This window comes from Clostridium celatum DSM 1785 (genome assembly GCF_000320405.1).
Lineage (GTDB): Bacteria > Bacillota > Clostridia > Clostridiales > Clostridiaceae > Clostridium > Clostridium celatum.
Genome location: NZ_KB291650.1, coordinates 154,909 through 173,158, shown reverse-complemented (window position 1 = coordinate 173,158; position 18,250 = coordinate 154,909). Strand labels below are relative to the sequence as shown.

General features: G+C 28.3%; 15 protein-coding genes. 2 read left to right on the top strand and 13 right to left on the bottom strand.

All coding sequences use genetic code 11. The features are described from left to right. Positions 1-401 precede the first annotated feature (401 nt). Together HMPREF0216_RS10345 and HMPREF0216_RS10340 are read right to left on the bottom strand one after the other, a co-directional pair. Entirely contained in the window at positions 402-1,757 is a 1,356-nt protein-coding gene (locus HMPREF0216_RS10345; protein ID WP_005214015.1) for an MATE family efflux transporter, read from the bottom strand. A gap of 196 nt (positions 1,758-1,953) precedes the next feature. After that, positions 1,954-2,370, bottom strand: coding sequence for a hypothetical protein (locus HMPREF0216_RS10340; protein WP_005214014.1), 417 nt, complete (start codon positions 2,368-2,370; stop codon positions 1,954-1,956). 470 nt (positions 2,371-2,840) lie between these two features. On the opposite strand from HMPREF0216_RS10340, the gene HMPREF0216_RS10335 reads away from it, so the two are divergent. Continuing rightward, positions 2,841-3,260: a GNAT family N-acetyltransferase gene (locus HMPREF0216_RS10335; protein WP_005214013.1), complete on the top strand. Its 420-nt coding sequence runs from the start codon at positions 2,841-2,843 to the stop codon at positions 3,258-3,260. A 258-nt stretch (positions 3,261-3,518) separates the two neighbouring features. Here HMPREF0216_RS10335 and HMPREF0216_RS10330 read toward each other — a convergent pair whose 3' ends face one another. From HMPREF0216_RS10330 to modA, 5 genes are all read right to left on the bottom strand, one after another. Further along, positions 3,519-4,133, bottom strand: coding sequence for a copper homeostasis protein CutC (locus HMPREF0216_RS10330; protein WP_005214012.1), 615 nt, complete (start codon positions 4,131-4,133; stop codon positions 3,519-3,521). Next, positions 4,130-4,735: an HAD family hydrolase gene (locus HMPREF0216_RS10325; RefSeq protein ID WP_005214011.1), complete on the bottom strand. Its 606-nt coding sequence runs from the start codon at positions 4,733-4,735 to the stop codon at positions 4,130-4,132. The genes HMPREF0216_RS10330 and HMPREF0216_RS10325 overlap by 4 nt, the downstream gene beginning before the upstream one ends. A 92-nt stretch (positions 4,736-4,827) precedes the next feature. Next, positions 4,828-5,922: a sulfate/molybdate ABC transporter ATP-binding protein gene (locus HMPREF0216_RS10320; protein ID WP_005214010.1), complete on the bottom strand. Its 1,095-nt coding sequence runs from the start codon at positions 5,920-5,922 to the stop codon at positions 4,828-4,830. A 1-nt stretch (position 5,923) separates the two neighbouring features. Beyond that, complete coding sequence (gene modB, locus HMPREF0216_RS10315; RefSeq protein WP_005214009.1) at positions 5,924-6,601, bottom strand: molybdate ABC transporter permease subunit; 678 nt, start codon at positions 6,599-6,601, stop codon at positions 5,924-5,926. A 124-nt stretch (positions 6,602-6,725) separates the two neighbouring features. Further along, positions 6,726-7,526 (bottom strand): molybdate ABC transporter substrate-binding protein, encoded by an 801-nt coding sequence (gene modA, locus HMPREF0216_RS10310; RefSeq protein ID WP_005214008.1) that lies wholly within the window; start codon positions 7,524-7,526, stop codon positions 6,726-6,728. A gap of 164 nt (positions 7,527-7,690) precedes the next feature. On the opposite strand from modA, the gene HMPREF0216_RS10305 reads away from it, so the two are divergent. Beyond that, positions 7,691-8,659, top strand: coding sequence for a substrate-binding domain-containing protein (locus HMPREF0216_RS10305; RefSeq protein WP_005214007.1), 969 nt, complete (start codon positions 7,691-7,693; stop codon positions 8,657-8,659). Positions 8,660-8,796: 137 nt separating this feature from the next. Here HMPREF0216_RS10305 and HMPREF0216_RS10300 read toward each other — a convergent pair whose 3' ends face one another. The 6 genes from HMPREF0216_RS10300 to queA form a co-directional block, all read right to left on the bottom strand. Continuing rightward, a complete protein-coding gene (locus HMPREF0216_RS10300) occupies positions 8,797-13,473 on the bottom strand; it encodes a CehA/McbA family metallohydrolase (RefSeq protein ID WP_005214006.1) in 4,677 nt (1,558 codons plus the stop codon). Between the two features lie 285 nt (positions 13,474-13,758). Next, the gene (locus HMPREF0216_RS10295; RefSeq protein ID WP_005214005.1) at positions 13,759-14,892 is read right to left on the bottom strand and encodes a YibE/F family protein; all 1,134 of its coding nucleotides are present in this window, start codon (positions 14,890-14,892) and stop codon (positions 13,759-13,761) included. Between the two features lie 287 nt (positions 14,893-15,179). Continuing rightward, positions 15,180-15,560, bottom strand: a complete 381-nt coding sequence (locus HMPREF0216_RS10290; protein ID WP_005214004.1) for a TIGR04086 family membrane protein — start codon at positions 15,558-15,560, stop codon at positions 15,180-15,182. A gap of 55 nt (positions 15,561-15,615) precedes the next feature. Beyond that, positions 15,616-15,891 carry a preprotein translocase subunit YajC gene (gene yajC, locus HMPREF0216_RS10285; RefSeq protein ID WP_005214003.1) on the bottom strand — a complete coding sequence of 92 codons (276 nt, stop codon included), beginning with the start codon at positions 15,889-15,891 and terminating at the stop codon, positions 15,616-15,618. 159 nt (positions 15,892-16,050) lie between these two features. Beyond that, the gene (gene tgt / locus HMPREF0216_RS10280) at positions 16,051-17,190 is read right to left on the bottom strand and encodes a tRNA guanosine(34) transglycosylase Tgt (RefSeq protein ID WP_005214002.1); all 1,140 of its coding nucleotides are present in this window, start codon (positions 17,188-17,190) and stop codon (positions 16,051-16,053) included. A gap of 28 nt (positions 17,191-17,218) precedes the next feature. Beyond that, positions 17,219-18,244, bottom strand: coding sequence for a tRNA preQ1(34) S-adenosylmethionine ribosyltransferase-isomerase QueA (gene queA / locus HMPREF0216_RS10275; RefSeq protein WP_005214001.1), 1,026 nt, complete (start codon positions 18,242-18,244; stop codon positions 17,219-17,221). Positions 18,245-18,250: the final 6 nt, after the last annotated feature.

Genomic DNA, 18,250 nt, shown 5'->3' with positions numbered 1-18,250 from the left:
ATCTATATATAAATAATTCAACTAAATTATGAAGCAAACTAGTTGCATCTTAATTTGTATATATTTATAGTTAATTCTGATATAGCCATACTTAATTATAACTTTAACCTACCGATTTTCAGCATTATTTACTATTTTAGTTTTTGCCTTTTTAGCAGTTTTGGGCTTCTTTTCATTTCTATTCTTAGCCAATATTTTCACCTCTCTTTTAATATTAATTCTAAATTTCCCCTATAGGGCTCCTATGTAATTTAATTTACCTAAGTTACTAATTTTATATTTATAAAAACTTAGTTAAATTTATATTGTGCATATTAGCATATAAGAATACTAGAAATATAAACCACTAAAATAAATCTTTCCTTATTTTCTCAAGAAAATTCTCAATATATTATGTTCATTTAAAAATCCCTAGTTACATTTCTTACCCATTTTCCGCTTAGAACCCTTATTACAGCTATTATAGATTTTATTATTTCATCACTTTTTAAAATAAAGAAAACTACTGCAATAGGCCAATTAAATATAAAAGCTGCTAAAAACCCACAAGGAATAGCCACAAGCCATAAGAATACAATATCATTAATTAAAACAAACTTAGCATCTCCACCCCCTCTTAAAACTCCCATCATCAGAGTAATTCCATAGCTTTGAAATATCACTATAATACTCATTGCTGACATAATATTCATAGCTATATTCTTAGTACTTTCTGAAACATTGTAAAAATCAACAACTATAGGTCTAATGATTCCTATTACCATTGCCGCCATAATTCCCATTATTAAACTTAAAACTCCTACTGTATTAGCATACTCTTTAGCTTTTTCATTTCGCCCCTCACCAATTGTATTTCCTATAATCACTGAGGTTGCATTAGAAAGACCAAATATAAATACTGTCACAAATTGAAAAACAACATTACTTATACTATTAGCAGCAACTGTTTCTGTTCCTAGTCTCCCTATAATTATAGAAATCATAGTTGAACCTGTTGACCATAGGAATTCATTGAACAATACAGGAGTACAATTACTTATGAAATCTTTTAGCATAAGCTTGTCTATTTTAACTAAATGCTTTATTCTAAGATTAATTTTTTCCTCAAATACAATCATAAAAATAATAACTATGATAAATTCTGTTATTCTAGCTATTACTGTAGCAATAGCTGCCCCCATCACTCCTAGTCTTGGCATGCCAAATTTACCAAAAATCAAAATATAATTAAATAAGGCATTAACTATTAATGATGATATATAAACAACCAAAGAAATCCTTACAGTTTTTACAGAACGTAACATCATAATAGTACAGTTGGTTATAGCATAAAATATATATCCAATTGATACAATTCTTAAATATGTAACACCAGCTTCTATTACTCTAATATCACTTGTATATATTTTCATAAAGAATTCTGGTAATATCATAGCAATCCCTATAAATATTGCTGCAATTATTAAGCATCCTCTATACATTATTGAAAGTATTTTATGTATTGCATTAACTTCACCTTTCCCCCAATATTGAGATATAAGTATATTTGATCCTCCAGCTAGTCCAAATAACAAAACCATCAAAACAAAAAATAAATTATTTCCAATAGCAGCTGCAGATAGCTCAACTTCCCCCAAAGAACCAAGCATCATAGTATCTATCATACTTACTGCAAATGTTATTAAATTTTGTACTGCTATTGGCAATGCAATACTTATTATTAACTTATAAAAACTCTTTTCCTTGCTAATTAGCATATATTATTCCTCCCTACTTTTTTTCTATTGTTAAAAGTTAATTCAACACATTATTTTATCATGTATTTAACTATAAAAATACTATTATTATACATTAAAATAACTATATCAAAATCTATTTAGTCTATAACTAAAATAAATTTGATATAGCTATTGATGCAAACCCATATAAATTTTATAATACTTTATAAATTTACTATTCTTCAAGTAATTTTTCTATTTCTCTACTTGACTCATGAACTGTAAATATTAAATCTTCATCAATTTTAACCTTACACTCTTCATCACTCTCTTTAATCTTATCCATAGATAGTCCACCAATATTTATCTCTTTATATCTTGTTGGTGCTACTTCTACAGAAAACTTAGAATTTTTTATTCCTGTAAGCTTAATTACCATTTCTCCATTCTCTTTATTTTTAACACTTAAACTTATAATATTATTTCCCTTTAAGGTTTTCTGTTCTGTTGGTGCATTCAAAACTCTTGTTTCACCCTTTATAGTTATAAATCCTCCACTTAGCTTTCTTTTAACTAACAATTCTACTTTTGTTTTTTCTGTAATTTCCTTAAGTAGTTTACCTAATTCATATACTGTCAATTCTCTTTTCATAATAAAAATTCCTTTTCCTATTCCTATATATAATTTTATCTTTATACCAATTTTTATTTCGATAAAAACAAGTATAAAATATTTATATAAATATTTTATACTTGTTCAATAAAAATTTCTATATTATAACTACATTCTTACAAACATATTCTTCTACGCCCTTCTTTAAACTCTTTCATATATTATTTTAGGATTTTTTATATTTTCCAAGCTACATTTAACTATAAGACTTGTAAAATTTATAAGTTTATACCTTATATTCTTATCACATTTAGAAATGCTTTTGTAACTTTTCTTACAGTTTCTTTATTACTAAATACTTAAAGCATATTATATTTATTCAAGTATTTTTATATAACTAATTTAATACTATTACTTTTTCATATTTTAATTTATTATTTTAACATTCCTTATTTATTGTAAATGTTTTATAATTATGTATTATATACTATTTTAGGAGGTTATTTACTATGGGTATAAAAATAAGATTTGCAAATATTGAGGATTTACATCATTGTGTAGAATTGGACCTACATAAAAACATCGCTATTATAGAAAATAAAATTTCTATGAAAGAAGTTATAGTTGCTGAATTTAATAATGAAATTATAGGTTGTCTAAAACTTGAGTATATTTGGACTCATCTTCCTTTTATAAGCTATATAGTAATAAAAAAGGATTTTAGATCTACTGGAATCGGCAAAAAAATGTTATCATTCTTGGAAGATTATCTAAAAGAAAATGGACAAGACACCCTTTTGAGCTCTACTATGACAGATGCGCTTTCCCCTCAAAAATGGCATTTAAAAATGGGATTTATTGAATGTGGTATGTTATGTGGAATTAATGATGATGGTGTTGGTGAAATTTTCTTTAAGAAAAAGTTATAAGAAAATAATTTATTAAAGTTTTGGGTTTATTGCAATTTAACTTAAAATTTATATAATTAATTCTGTAGTTCATTGCAAGTATTCCCTCCACTTTAATAAATTTATTTTCTACATACTTAATTTCTTAATGGATCCTATTTTAGTTAACAAATCGATATATATATTTAATCAAATAAATTATTTCCAAAATGTTATATTTATAGAAAAATAACATCCTTTATTAACTATTAACACTTTCAGCCTTAAACATTAATTACATTAAACTATTCTGCTACCCTGAGCCTCATTACATCCTATATACTCTACAAGTTCTTTGTAATTATTTTTTGTTACTGAGCCACCTATTAATATTTCAATTCTACCATTACTTATTTGTACAAGATTTTTTAAAATATCCTTTCCATCTAAAGCACTAGTTTTACAACCTTTAGTTAAAATTCTATCTACCCCTAAATCAATAAGAGTTTCAATAGCTTCTACCTTATTTTCTATTTCATCAAAAGCCATATGGAAAGTTACTTTAAGTCCTTTTGATAAATTAATAAGTTCTCTATTTCTTTCAATATCAATTTTATTATCCTTAGTTAATATTCCAAAAACAACAGCATAAGCACCAAGTTCCCTACAGATTTCTATATCTTTTTTCATTATTTCAAATTCATCATCGCTATAAACAAAATTTCCACCTCTTGGTCTAATTATAACTGCAACAGGTATATCAAAATTCTTACACGCTAAATTTATCGTTCCATAAGAAGGTGTAGTCCCCCCCTCTTTTAAGTTATCACAAAGTTCTATTCTATTTGCTCCTCTTTCTACTGCCTTTTTTGCATCTTCATAACAACCTACACAAGCTTCTAATACTATACTCATATTTCAACCCCACATTCTCTTAGTTTATATATCAAATCTTTTGTACTTATAAATTGTATTCCTTTTATATTAACCGCTTTAGCACCTTCAATATTTATTAACATATCATCTATAAATATACATTCTTCAGGATTCAGATTATATTCTTCTAAAAGTTTCATATATATTTCTTTTTCTGGCTTTAATAATTTCTCTTTAAAAGACACTATGCCACCATAAAACTCTTCAAAAACTTTATTTTTATTAGTAACCTCTTCAAAAGCTTTACTATGAAAATTAGATAAATAATAAATCTTATAACCATTTTTCTTTAATTTATTTATTAACTCTATTGTTTCCTCTATAGGTCTTAACATATCATACCAATTTTCAAAAGCTAAATCAATTATTTCTGAATTATCTATTACCCTGTTCTTTATTACTCTTTTTGCTTCTTCTTCAGTAATTATACCTCTATCTAGCATTTTCCATTCATTACTTTTAAAAATATTATTTAATGCAATTTCTACTTTATTCTTGTCATTTATTTTTTTTATTAAATATTCCTCTGGATTATAATTTAAAACTACATTTCCTAAATCAAAAATAATATTTTTATACATTCCATCCCCCTATAATTTGTACAACAATATTTAAAATTCAAAAACACCTTAGGAGTATTTTCCTAAGGTGTTTACCCATACGGAAACTAAAATTAAAAACAAAATAAATATTCACTCTCCAGTACAATTTTTATTATATCATTAATTTTAAATTTCATCTCTTCTTTATTTATTGTATAGTTAATTAATTTATCACAATTGCCATTTATCGCCTTAACATATATTGTGTAATTAAAAGGGTTCTCTATAATATTTTCTATTCTTACATCTATAACATTTTGTGACTTTTGATAATCTTCTTTTGCTAATATATTTTCAAATCCATTTATATTCCTATCTTCAGTATATAATTTTATATTATGTGATCTTATTGCAATATAATTCACTTCTTTATCTAACTCATTTAAAGTATTTAATTTAACACCCCACTCCTCTGCAAATATAGTTTTACTATCTATCTTTTTAGCTTTACTTATATTTTTACACCCTGTGAGCTTCGCTTCAGCCAATGAACTTGGTGTTTCAAATAACTGATTTTTATTTCTAATATTATTTGCTTTTCCATTATCAAAAACAATAATTTTATCACTAACTCTAAATGCTTCCTCTATATCATGAGTTACAAAAATAACTGTTCCTTTAAAATCTTTTAAAAGTTCCACTAATTCTCTTTCCATATTAGTTCTTAAATAATTATCTAAAGCAGAAAATGGTTCATCTAATAACAATATTTCTGGTGAAGTTATAAGTGCTCTAGCTAACGCAACTCTTTGCTGTTGTCCTCCTGATAACTGCCATGGATATCTTTTTTCCAATCCCTCTAAATTAAACTTCTTAATATATGTAGCAGATAATCTACTCTTTTCTTTTTTATCTATACTTCCCAAACCAATTTCTATATTTTCCTTAATAGTCATATGAGGAAATAAAGCATAATTTTGAAATAAAAATCCTACTTTTCTTTCTTGGGTTTTTATATTTATCCCCTTTTCACTATCATACAAAACCTTATCATTTATTATTATTTTTCCAGAGCTTGGCTTTTCTAATCCTGCAATACATTTTAATGTCATACTTTTTCCTGAGCCAGATGCCCCTAAAAACCCTATTATTTCTCCATTTCCCTCCATAAAAACATCTAGTTTAAAAGAGGATAAATTCTTATTAATATCTATATATAAACTCATATTATTTTCTCCTATTACCTATAAGCTTTTGTTGTTTATCACTCCAAAAATTTAGTAAAAATATCATTATAAAAGATATGGCAACTATTATTAGTACCCATAATAAAGCTTTATTCATATCTCCACCCTCAACAGCAAAAAATATCGCTACAGGCATTGTTTGAGTTTTTCCTGGTATATTTCCTGCTATCATTAATGTTGCTCCAAATTCCCCAAGTGCTCTTGCAAAACTTAAAACTAATCCTCCAATTATTCCTGGCCAAGCTAACGGAATTGCAATTTTAAAAAATATCTTGCTTTCACTTAATCCTAAGGTTCTTGCTGCTAATATCATATTTTTATCTATTTGCTCAAAAGCAGAACGACATGTCCTATACATCATAGGAAAAGAAACTACTGTTGCAGCAATAACAGTTGCACTCCATGTAAATATAATATTTTTATCAAAACTCATTATTATTTTTCCTATAACGCCATTTTTCCCACATATAAGCAATAAAAAAAATCCTACAACTGTTGGGGGTAATATAAGTGGAAGGGTAAATATTCCATCTATTATCCCTCTTCCTTTCCCCCTATAATTTGCCATCTTATAAGATATAACTATGCCTATTATAAATGTAATAACTGTAGCAACAAATGCTGTTTTTAACGATATCCATAATGGTGAAAAATCCATATAATCTACCTTTTCTTTCTTATTAAACTTTATATAATTAATAGGAATATATTAAAATACACTTATTTAGTATACCTTAATATACTCCTTATGCCTTTAAATTTTATTAATATATTTTTTAACCTTAAAGTCCTTTATATCCATACTTTTCAAATATATCTTGTGCTGTACTGCTAAATAAGAAATCCTCAAATGCTTTTGCTTCATCTATATTTTTAGAATCTTTTATAACAGAAACTGGATAAGTAATTGGAGTATGCTCATTTACCTGAACATTTTCTACTATAGTGACTTTATCACTACTTAAAGCATCACTTAAATATACAAAGCCAACATCTGCATTTCCTGATGCAACCCAAGCTAATACTTCTTTAACATCTTTTGCAAATACTAGTTTGTCAGCAATTTTTTCTTTAATTCCTGTATTGACTAATACTTCATCAGCATATTTACCTGCTGGAACACTACTTGGCTCTCCTACTGCAATTTTATTAATCTTATCACTATTTAAGTCATCAAAATTTTCAATTTCTATACCTTCTGCTTTAACTAAAACTAATTCATTTTCTACTAAATCTTTAGTAGTTTCATCTAAAAGTAAATTTTCATTCTTTAAATTATTCATTTGTGTTTGTCCTGCTGAAATAAATAAATCACAAGGTGCTCCTTGTTCTATTTGTTGTTGAAGAGATCCTGATGATCCATAATTAACTACTAATTTTACATTTTCATTAACTTTATTATACTCTGTTTCAAGTTCTGCCATTACTTCCTTTAAACTAGCTGCAGCAGAAATATTCAACTCTACACTTTTATTTTTACTGTCATCTACAGTTGTATTTTCATTGGTATTTTTATTTCCACATCCAACTAAAAACAAACTACATCCTAATAATAAACTTAACACTTTAAATCTTTTTTTCATTCCACCTTCTCCTTTTAATCATTTTTTGTTACGTTTTATAATGTTTTGTCACGTTTAATACATATTAAATGTTACCATAATATATTCTTATTAGCAATATAGCACTTTACATTCTAGAATTAATTTATAAATAATGTTAAAATTATTCTAATAGGAGGGATAATATGAACTTAGAATCTTCTTTAACACCGTTAGAAGTTGCAGAATTATTAAAAATAACAAAAAACACTGTTTATGAGCTTATAAAACGTGGTGAAATACCTAGTTATAAAATAGGCAAAAAAATTAGAATAGATAAGCATGACGTTGAAGACTATATTAATTCGCAGAAAAATAATATAAAACTATCCAACGCTTACAAAAATGATATTTCTACATATAGTTTTTCAAATGATAATAATAATATTTCACTAAACAATAAATCTCATACCGATCTAATTATTGCTGGCCAAGATATTATATTAGATATATTAGCTAGATACATAGAAGAAGTTATACCTGATTTAAATGTACTTCGTTCTTATAAAGGTAGTTATAACGGTTTATATGATTTATATAATAACAAAGTATCTATTGCTTCTTGCCATCTTTGGGATGGAGATAATGATGATTATAACATTAATTATGTTAAAAGACTTCTTCCAGGTATTCCTTGTGTAATTATAAATTTAGCTTATAGATTACAAGGCTTTTATGTAACTAAAGGAAACCCTCTAAATATAAGCTCTTTTGAAGATTTACTTAATAAAAATGTAAAATTTGTGAATAGAGAAAAAGGAAGTGGAGTTAGAGTATTACTTGATGAAAAACTTAGATTATTAAAAATAAATTCAGATAATATAAATGGATATTATAACGAAGAAACATCTCATTTAGCTGTTGCAAGTAAAGTTGCCAGAGGGGATGCCAATGTTGGAATCGGTAATAAAAAGGCTTCTATGCAGGTAGAGAATATAGATTTTATTCCAGTTCAAACAGAAAGATATGATTTAATAATAAAAGAAAATGATTTAAATAACCCTATATATAAAACAATTATTTCAATTATTCAATCTGAAAAATTCAAAAATGAATTACTTGGCATTGGTGGCTATGATTTAAAAGATTTAGGTAAAATTATATCTCATACTTAAATTCTTTTATTTATTATACTTTAGTAAATACAATTATCTTTTAATAACTATTTGCATTTATATTTGAATAATTCAAATTATAGCTTTATTTAAAAAAAAGAATCTTAGATTTAATCTAAGATTCTTTTTTATTTTATTTACTTTTTCTTCTTCTTAAATAATGCAAATGCTCCAGCAGCAACTAATACTAATGCACCAAATACAACATAAATTGTATTAGTTCCACCTGTATTTGGAAGAGAATTTCCTGGCTTACTTGTATTTCCACCACTTACTTCATTATCAGTTGTTCCATTAGTTGTTTCATCTTCTGGTTTAACTTCAACACCTGGAGTTTGTGGTTTATTTTCTTCTGACTCTTCTTTTTCAAGTTCTGCTATTCTAGCTTCTGCTTCTTCTAACATCTTAACAAATTTTTCTGATACTAAAGCTTTTTCTTCTGCAGTTAATGCATTATACGCAGCTCTTGCAGCAGCAACTCTATGCTTATCATTTAAAGTTATATTAGATATTTCAGGTAATTTAGATATAAGTTCTTCTACCTTTTCAATTGCTTCTTCATCAACTTTATCTTCAGCTAAAACAACTATTTCTGCTGAATCCCTAACTCTTAATCTATGTCCTTCTGGATCTTCTGATGCAAGCCCTATTGCAGATACATTATCTCCAACTTTAATTCTTGACTTCCATTCATCAGCTACACTTGGATTTTGGCTATTTCTGATGTATCCTTCAGTATAAACTCTTGATTCACCACTTCCATCATTAACATAAATATTTTGCCCTTCAATTCTAGTTACAGTACCTGAAACTTGAACTAATAGCCCTTCTTTTTCTTCAAGCATACTATCTGCAGTTGAAAGCTTAGTAGGAGCTACTAAATTTATGTTCTCATCAATTATTTCTAAATCATAAGATTCATTATTAAGAGCAATTTGTGCATCTCCTAAGTATGAAGAAACTTTACCTGTAAGTTTTACTTTTTGACCTAATTTAACTTCTGTTGATGATACTCCAAATACAGTAAGTCCTGCAGTTTCATCTTGTATATATATTACATCAAAGAAAGAATTCCCTGGTGCCGCCGCATTAGATGCAGCTGTAACATATCCTTCAACAACTACTGTTTCACCAAATCTATCTGGATTATTATCACCATCTAAATCTACTCTAACATCAGCAATTTTGCTAACTGGTAATTCAGGTGTTGGTGCTAATTCTCTTAATACCTTGCTTGTTATATCAAAGTTTGAATATACATATCCATCAATTTCAAAATCCGAGAAGAATGTTGCTCCTGAAACAAATACCTTTGCTCCACTTTCTAAAGTTTCAACAGCCAGTCCTACAACATCTCCTTGCTCAATTGGAGTAGCATCTCCTTGCTTATCAGCATCATTACCATAAGTAGTTTCATGCCCTCTTACTAAAACTTCAACATTATTAGTGTCTTCTGGCATAATTAAAGTTGAACCACTATAGAAGCTATAATTTTTACTTGTATCAACATCTTCTAACCATGCACTTTCAGTATTATAATCATTGAAGTATAGTCTGTAGCTTTGTCCACCATTTTCTACATCATCTGTAGCTTGGTCATCATTAAATCTAATTTTAGCTCCAATTGCCTCAAGAACTGAATTTCCTTGTGCTGCATTTCCGTATTCACCAACACCATCACCATAATCTGCCTTTGATGTTATTATGATATTTCCACCATTTTCTGCAAACTTAGCTATAGCTTTAAGTTCATCTTCAGTATATTTTTGTGGAGTTAACCCAACTGAATCCTTAGTTGTGCTTTGAGGATCTGAAAGTATTAATAATGATGCTCCTTCTAAAACTTCATCTGTAATAGGTTCTTTGTTAATCACAGATTTTATACCATTTTGAGTCATTAAACCTGTAAGTGTAGTTATTTTTCCTGAATAATCTCCACTAACATATTGATTTTGATGAGCTCCATCAATGACAACCTTAGAAACTGCACTTGCCTTAGATACTTTTATCTCTATACTTCCTTTAAATTCTCTTTCATTTCCATTGATATTTGCTTTAACTACTACATCAATTTTATGTTCTCCAGCTTTTTCAAATCTATGAGTAAACGTTGCTTTTCCTGCTGTAGCAGATTCTATCTTTTCAATAGTAACTACTTCTGGATCAGTAGCTCCATCAACATAATATTCAACTTTAACATCTGTTAATTCTGTAGCTTCATTATTGTAAACAGTTGTATCAATGCTTATTTCTTCATTTTCTACTACAAGTTCTGTATCACAATCAATTGACTCTATTCCAACATTTTCTCTTTCTCCAACCCATACTGGTGCAGTTACGGCAATATCTTGGTCAGCTTGATCAACTCTTACATAATAGTATGAACTTACATTATTATCTAAAGTAAATGACCAATCCTTAGTTGTAGAATTTATATTATCTATTGATTTTACAACCTTACCACCATCTCCAATAATAGATATCTTTTTGATATTATCTCCACTATCAATATCTTCAACGCTAATATTAAATTCTAAAGAACCTGTATCATCTAATATAGATCCCATTGGATTTCCATTTACAGTATATGAAATTCTTAAATTTTCATCCTCTGTTGCATAAGTTCTTCTTTCACTTATAGCTTCATAAATAGCTTCTCTTGTAAGTTCTGACGCTTCAACAACTGTTCTTGCAGTATTAGCATTACCCCATTTACCTTTATGATTATCTTGGTTATTTGTAGGTGATACATGCCATCCTTTATCAAGAGCTCTTGTGTACTCTTCATATGATGGGAAATATCCTGAACTTCTTATGGCACCTTCACCATTACCAACTTCTATTAATGTAACAACTTCATCTATTGCTGCATCATAATGAGCATAATCTGAGAAGTTACCAAAAGTTTTTCCTGGGTGATTTAATTGAGATAAAGATTCTGGGTACTGCTTTAAAGTTTCATAGTAATTCTTTAAATTCATATTTTTATTTGTTCTAGTTTCAAATCCTGGTGTATTAAAAGTATTTATGTGACCATATCCACCTGTTGAACCTGACCAAGTCATTTCATATCCATAAATAGCAGTAAATTCACCATCTTTGTTATATTTATCTGCTGTAGCTAATCCTAATTGCCACTCCTCACTTGCAGAACCATCTCCCATATTAGCAGCTGTATCATTATCAAACCAGTTACTATGGTCAGTAACAGCTACGAAATCTACTCCTGCAATATTTTTAGCATAAGTATAAGCTTCATCTATAGTTCCTTGCCCATCTGATAAATTTGTATGTGAGTGAAGTTGTCCAAAGTAAAGATTAGTTTCTTGCTTTCCTACAGTAAATCTCCATTCTTTTGTAGTTATATTACCTAAAGTATCTTTTACTTCAACCTTAACAGTATGTCTTCCATCTTCTAAGTCTTCACTAACTGTATATTTAACAGTGTTTTCTTCTTTAACTAAAGCAGATGTAATATCTTTTCCATCAAACACCATTTTAACACTTTCCATGTCTACACCTGATTCATCTTCAAATGTAGCTGTTATTTCTGGTCTTCTGTTATCTCCTACATTTGCTGAGTTCCCTGGAGTAACCTTAACTATAGTTGGTCCAACTTTATCAACTTCTGGTTCTTCTGGAACATCTGGTGTTTCTACTTCTACTTTTGTAAATGTACAAGATGAACCATAAATTTGAACAGTATCACCATATCTCCCAACTGTTCCTACTACATCCACTGTATCTCCAGTTTGTACTTCTAATCCTGATGGAATGAAGTATATATCTAAAACATTATCACCTTGAGTTAATGTTTTTGCTGTTGTATCTAATACTGCACCTTTAATTTCAACATAATATGAATCATAATTTTTTTCTTTTAACTCTTTTATAGTTACTTCTTTCGGAGTAGGTGCAGTTTTCTTTGCTATAACCTCTAACTCTGTAGCCTGTACTTGACGTAACTTATTAAATGTATCTAATGTTCCTGTAATTTCCACTTCATCACCAACAACTATTTGAGAAAAATCTATTTTACTAGAATAATTAGAAATAGCTATTGCTCCTGACTTATCTTGAATATGAAGAGTTTGATTTCTGTCATTAAATGAAACTACCCCTCTTATTGTTACTTCTTCTTTATCTGCTAATTCTCTAGCATTTTTAATAGAAGTTACACCTTCAATTTCTTCTTCAACTTCATACATAGAACTTCTTGGTGTTGGCTCTGCTGCATAAAAATCTGCACTATTATTATTTGTGTCCCAACCATTTGTTTCACCAGATTCTCCACCTAAATTATCTCTACGTTGTACACTAGTAGTACTAGACATAGCTACTGTTGGAGCTGTTTCCGAAAGATTTGCTGATGATCCAACACCAACAAGGTCAATTACTTCATTATTAGCATTAACTATTCTTACCTTACATTCAGCTCCAGCCATCGCTATATTGCCTTCAGCATCATAATGCTCTAGTTCTTCAGTTCCATTACTTCCGGCTGCTTGCTTTATAAGATAATAACCACCGGCTTTTATTTTACCTGTAAGTTCAGTTTCATTCTTTCCAAATTCACCTGTTTTAGAAGCATATTGAACCTTCCAACCAGTAATATCTATTTCTTCTCCCGTAGGATTATATAATTCAATGAAATCATTTTTTAATGTGGCACCAGTATTACCTCCGCCACCATAAATTTCACTTATAACAACATTTAACGCTTTCTCTGCTTTTACAGATTCTGTAGGAAATGTAGCTAGTCCTGTAGTCATTGTAGCTGCAATAACCAAAGCTATCAATCTTTTACTTTTCATATTATTATTCCCCCTATTTACATACTTTTACATCAGTTAACGAATATTATTCTAACATATAATCCGAATATTTGCCAGAGTTTTTTGCGTTAAAGTTCTGTTGAATGTGTATTTTTTTCTCTTTTTTTGTCATAATCCATGTATTTTTGTTATTTTTTATATTATTTTTTGAACTATTCCGTACCTTGCCAAAACAACAAAACATATTAATGAATTTATACTTTTATACTTATTGCAACAAAGGAGCCATAACTTAAATTATGACTCCTTTAATCTTATCTAAAACTATTTTTTCTTACATAAATAACTTCCTATGACTGCAGTAATAGGTACTGCTAAAACTATACCTATACTTCCTGAAATACCTTGTATTAGTTCAATACCTAAAACATCTAAATTTATTAATTTATTATATGGCATATTAGATGAATAAATTAATATTAATATACTTAAAGACCCACCAGCAAATGCTAATATAAGTGTATTAGTCATTGTACCTATTATATCTTTTCCTATATTCATAGCACTCTTAAACAATTCACCAATTGTAGCATCATTATTTATAGAATGTATTTCAAATATTGATGATGCTATAGACATAGCAACATCCATAACAGCTCCAAGAGATGCTACTAATATCCCAGTAAACATTATTCCTTTTATTTTAAGACCAGTATCCTCTGCTATATACATAAGACTTTCTGCATCTTCCATAGTTATTCCTGAAAGATTAGATAAATTTCCAAATATATATGCAATAACTCCTGCTATAATAACCCCACTTATTGTTCCTAAAATTGCAGTTAATGTCTTTTTATTAATTCCTGATACAAGTGATAACGTAACACTTATACTTAATATTGCCATTATTATACCTGCTAATATAGGGTTTACCCCTCTAAACATAAGTGGTAACATTAAAAATATACAACATACTAACGTAAATATTAATGATACCAATGATTTTATCCCCTTAATACCACCAATTAAAATTACTATTACAGCAAATAAAGCCATTAACATATATAGTGTGTTACTTCTATCATAACTAAATATAGTTACAACATTTTCACCATCTCTATCATAACACCCAACTATTACTTTACTTCCAACTTTAACCTTAACATTATAAAGTCTACTTACCGGATTTCCTAGCTCAAACTCTCCACCTTCTAGAGGCCCGTCCTTTATTTCAACTGAAACAGTTTGAAATCCAACTTCTACATCCTCTAAAAATTCATCAGCTTGTAAATCTTCCTCTACAATATTTGTTACAACACCTTTATAATATTCCATTCCCTTATTATATTTATCAGTCAGAAATCCTCCTGTGAATATAAATTTAGATAATAATATTATTATACTACTACATATAATTACTCCAATTATAGAAATTATATTTTTCTTTAGATTGTCCATTTTTACCTCCAAACAATACCAATTTATATTTTATTATTATATACTTTAAATTTTATATTAGTAATAATATCTTTATTTTATTATAATCGACAAAAAAGGTAAACATTTTTATTAAATTTAACATTTTAATTCGTGTTATATTCATTAATTACTTTTCTTTTTATAGTGTTAAATGTTATTTTGAAATATTTTTTAGAAATTTTAATTATATAAAATAAAAATGAGATTATATCAAAAGCTATGCAATTGCACTTTAATATAATCTCATTTTTAATTAATTCTAATCTTTATTTTTCTTTTCCTAAATTAATACCTAACATTCCCGAAAGAATTCCAACTACAATACAAAGAAGAAATTTTATCAAGTCATAAATTCCAAGTGTAGCTTCAGCTCCAAATAAAACTCCTATTCCATATAAGGCTATGTAAAATAATACTCCAACTGCTAAGCCAACTAACCATCCTATATGCCCTTGTAATTTAGATGCAATAATAGTTCCAAGTATCAAGCTCACACTTGTAATCCCAACATAAATACCACTAAATACCGCATCACTAAAGTCTACAAAAGTCATAATAAGTGAAAATACCGCCGTTAACAAAATAGTAATGCTAATAGCACCTATTACTCCTTTAAACACATTATTAAAATAACTTTTCCATTCCATAAAAACACCCCCTTTTACTTCATTTTATGAGGTAAAAAGGGGTATTATTCAACAATTATTCTGTTTCTTTATTAAGTTTTTGAGCAATTGAGTTCTTAGTAACTCTAAATCTAACTCTATCTGGACCTGATTGAATAACCATTTGATCTTCTTCTATAGTTATAATCTTTCCAACTATTCCACCTCTAGTTAAAACTTCATCATTAACTTTTAATGCAGATAACATTTCATTATATTTTTTACTTCTTTTCTTTTCTGGTAGTATAAGTAAGAAATACATTATAGCAAACATTGCTATTAAAGGTAATAATGTAGCTAATAATTGTGCCATTATAATCCCTTCCCTTCATCTTTACTTTATATAGTATATTTTAAATTACATTTTAATAATTACTATGTATTAAATAATATACTTTATTTAATATTATATGTCAATTATCATATGTATACATATGTAAAACATTAATAATTTATTCATATATTTTAACTCTTATTTTTTTATATTCCATTCTTTAAGTTTTTTAGCTTTAAATTCTGCATAATTTCCATTATCTATTGCTTCTCTAATTTCTTCCATTAATTTATTATAGAAGTATAAATTATGTAATACACAAAGTCTCATTGCTAACATTTCTTTAGCTTTAAATAAATGTCTAATATAACTTCTTGTATAATTTTTACATGCTGGGCATTGACATCCTTCATCTATTGGTCTTTCATCTAACTCAAATTTAGCATTCATAAGGTTTATCTTACCTTCACTGTTAAATACATGACCATGTCTTCCATTTCTTGCAGGAAGAACACAATCAAAGAAGTCTACCCCTCTTTCAACAGCTTCTAATATATTTTCTGGAGTTCCAACTCCCATTAAGTATATTGGTTTATCTTGTGGAAGATGAGGAACAACAGCATCAATTACTCTGTACATTTCTTCATGAGTTTCACCAACTGCTAATCCACCAATAGCATATCCATCCATATCCAATTTAGCAAGATGTTTTGCATGTTCTATTCTAATGTCTTCATAGCATCCACCTTGATTAATACCAAATAGCATTTGTTCCTTATTTATTGTTTCTGGAAGAGAATTTAATCTTTTCATCTCCGCAATACATCTATCTAACCATCTATTTGTTCTTGCAACTGAATTTATTACATACTCTCTTGTTGACGGATTTGGAATACATTCATCAAATGCCATAGCAATTGTTGATGCTAAATTACTTTGAATTTGCATTGATTCTTCTGGTCCCATAAATATTTTCTTTCCATCTATATGAGAGTTAAAGTAAACACCTTCTTCTTTAATCTTTCTCATTCCTGATAAAGAAAACACTTGGAATCCACCTGAATCTGTTAGTATTGGTCTATCCCAATTCATAAACTTATGTAATCCACCCATTTTAGCCACAACTCTATCAGAAGGTCTTAAATGTAAGTGGTATGTATTAGAAAGTTCAACTTGGCATCCTATTTCTTTTAAATCCATAGAAGAAACTGCACCCTTAATTGCAGCTAAAGTTCCAACATTCATAAATACTGGTGTTTCTATAGTTCCATGAGGAGTTACAAATCTTCCTCTTCTAGCTTTTCCATCTTTCTTTAATAAAGTATATCTTTTACTCAAAACTTCACGTCCTTTTGCCTTATGTTTTCTATTTTATTATCATTGAATCTCCAAAAGAGAAGAATCTATATCTTTCTTTTACAGCTTCATTATAAGCATTCATAACTTTTTCTTTTCCAGCTAAAGCTGAAACTAACATTATTAATGTTGATTCTGGTAAATGGAAATTAGTTATAAGTTTATCTACAACCTTAAACTTATATCCAGGATAAATAAATATATTAGTCCATCCACTTTGTTCTTTAACAAAACCATTCTCATCTCCAATAGTTTCTAACGTTCTTGTAGATGTAGTTCCTACGGATATAACTTTATTACCACGCTTTTTAGTTTCATTTATTATATTAGCATTTTCTTCATCTAAGTGATAGAACTCTGAATGCATCACATGTGCATTAACATCATCAACTTTAACAGGCCTAAATGTTCCAAGACCAACATGCAATGTTACATATGCAATATTTACACCTTTTTCTTTTACCTTTTCTAAAAGTTCTTTGGTAAAATGTAATCCAGCTGTAGGTGCTGCAGCAGAGCCTTGTTCCTTTGAATAAACAGTTTGATATCTTTCTCTATCATCAAGTCTTTCTGTTATATACGGAGGAAGTGGCATTTCACCTAACTCATCTAACACTTGTTCAAATATTCCATCATAAGAAAACTCAATTATTCTATTTCCTTCTTCAACAATATCTACAACAGTACATTTTAATTTTCCTTCCCCAAATGTAAACTCTGCACCTATTTTTGCTCTTTTACCTGGTTTAGCTAAACATTCCCACTTATCGCCTTCAATTCTTTTAAGAAGTAAAAACTCAATTTTTCCACCTGTTTCAGCTTTTTCTCCAATAATTCTTGCTGGCATAACTCTTGTATTATTTAATACTAAAGTATCTCCTTCATTTAAATAATCTAAAACATCATAAAAATGTTTATGTTCAATTTCTCCAGTTTCTTTATCTAACACCATTAGTCTTGAATAATCTCTTTTTTCCAATGGATGTTGAGCTATAAGCTCTTCTGGTAAGTAAAAGTCAAAATCACTTGTTTTCATTTTTTT

Excerpts from the sequence above, each read along its gene's own strand:
- HMPREF0216_RS10340 (WP_005214014.1), bottom strand. The coding sequence starts at position 2,370 with ATGAAAAGAGAATTGACAGTATATGAATTAGGTAAACTACTTAAGGAA.
- modA (WP_005214008.1), bottom strand. The coding sequence starts at position 7,526 with ATGAAAAAAAGATTTAAAGTGTTAAGTTTATTATTAGGATGTAGTTTG.
- queA (WP_005214001.1), bottom strand. The coding sequence starts at position 18,244 with ATGAAAACAAGTGATTTTGACTTTTACTTACCAGAAGAGCTTATAGCT.
- HMPREF0216_RS10345 (WP_005214015.1), bottom strand. The coding sequence starts at position 1,757 with ATGCTAATTAGCAAGGAAAAGAGTTTTTATAAGTTAATAATAAGTATT.
- HMPREF0216_RS10305 (WP_005214007.1), top strand. The coding sequence starts at position 7,691 with ATGAACTTAGAATCTTCTTTAACACCGTTAGAAGTTGCAGAATTATTA.
- HMPREF0216_RS10290 (WP_005214004.1), bottom strand. The coding sequence starts at position 15,560 with ATGGAATGGAAAAGTTATTTTAATAATGTGTTTAAAGGAGTAATAGGT.
- HMPREF0216_RS10330 (WP_005214012.1), bottom strand. The coding sequence starts at position 4,133 with ATGAGTATAGTATTAGAAGCTTGTGTAGGTTGTTATGAAGATGCAAAA.
- HMPREF0216_RS10300 (WP_005214006.1), bottom strand. The coding sequence starts at position 13,473 with ATGAAAAGTAAAAGATTGATAGCTTTGGTTATTGCAGCTACAATGACT.
- HMPREF0216_RS10335 (WP_005214013.1), top strand. The coding sequence starts at position 2,841 with ATGGGTATAAAAATAAGATTTGCAAATATTGAGGATTTACATCATTGT.
- yajC (WP_005214003.1), bottom strand. The coding sequence starts at position 15,891 with ATGGCACAATTATTAGCTACATTATTACCTTTAATAGCAATGTTTGCT.
- modB (WP_005214009.1), bottom strand. The coding sequence starts at position 6,601 with ATGGATTTTTCACCATTATGGATATCGTTAAAAACAGCATTTGTTGCT.
- HMPREF0216_RS10295 (WP_005214005.1), bottom strand. The coding sequence starts at position 14,892 with ATGGACAATCTAAAGAAAAATATAATTTCTATAATTGGAGTAATTATA.
- HMPREF0216_RS10320 (WP_005214010.1), bottom strand. The coding sequence starts at position 5,922 with ATGAGTTTATATATAGATATTAATAAGAATTTATCCTCTTTTAAACTA.
- HMPREF0216_RS10325 (WP_005214011.1), bottom strand. The coding sequence starts at position 4,735 with ATGTATAAAAATATTATTTTTGATTTAGGAAATGTAGTTTTAAATTAT.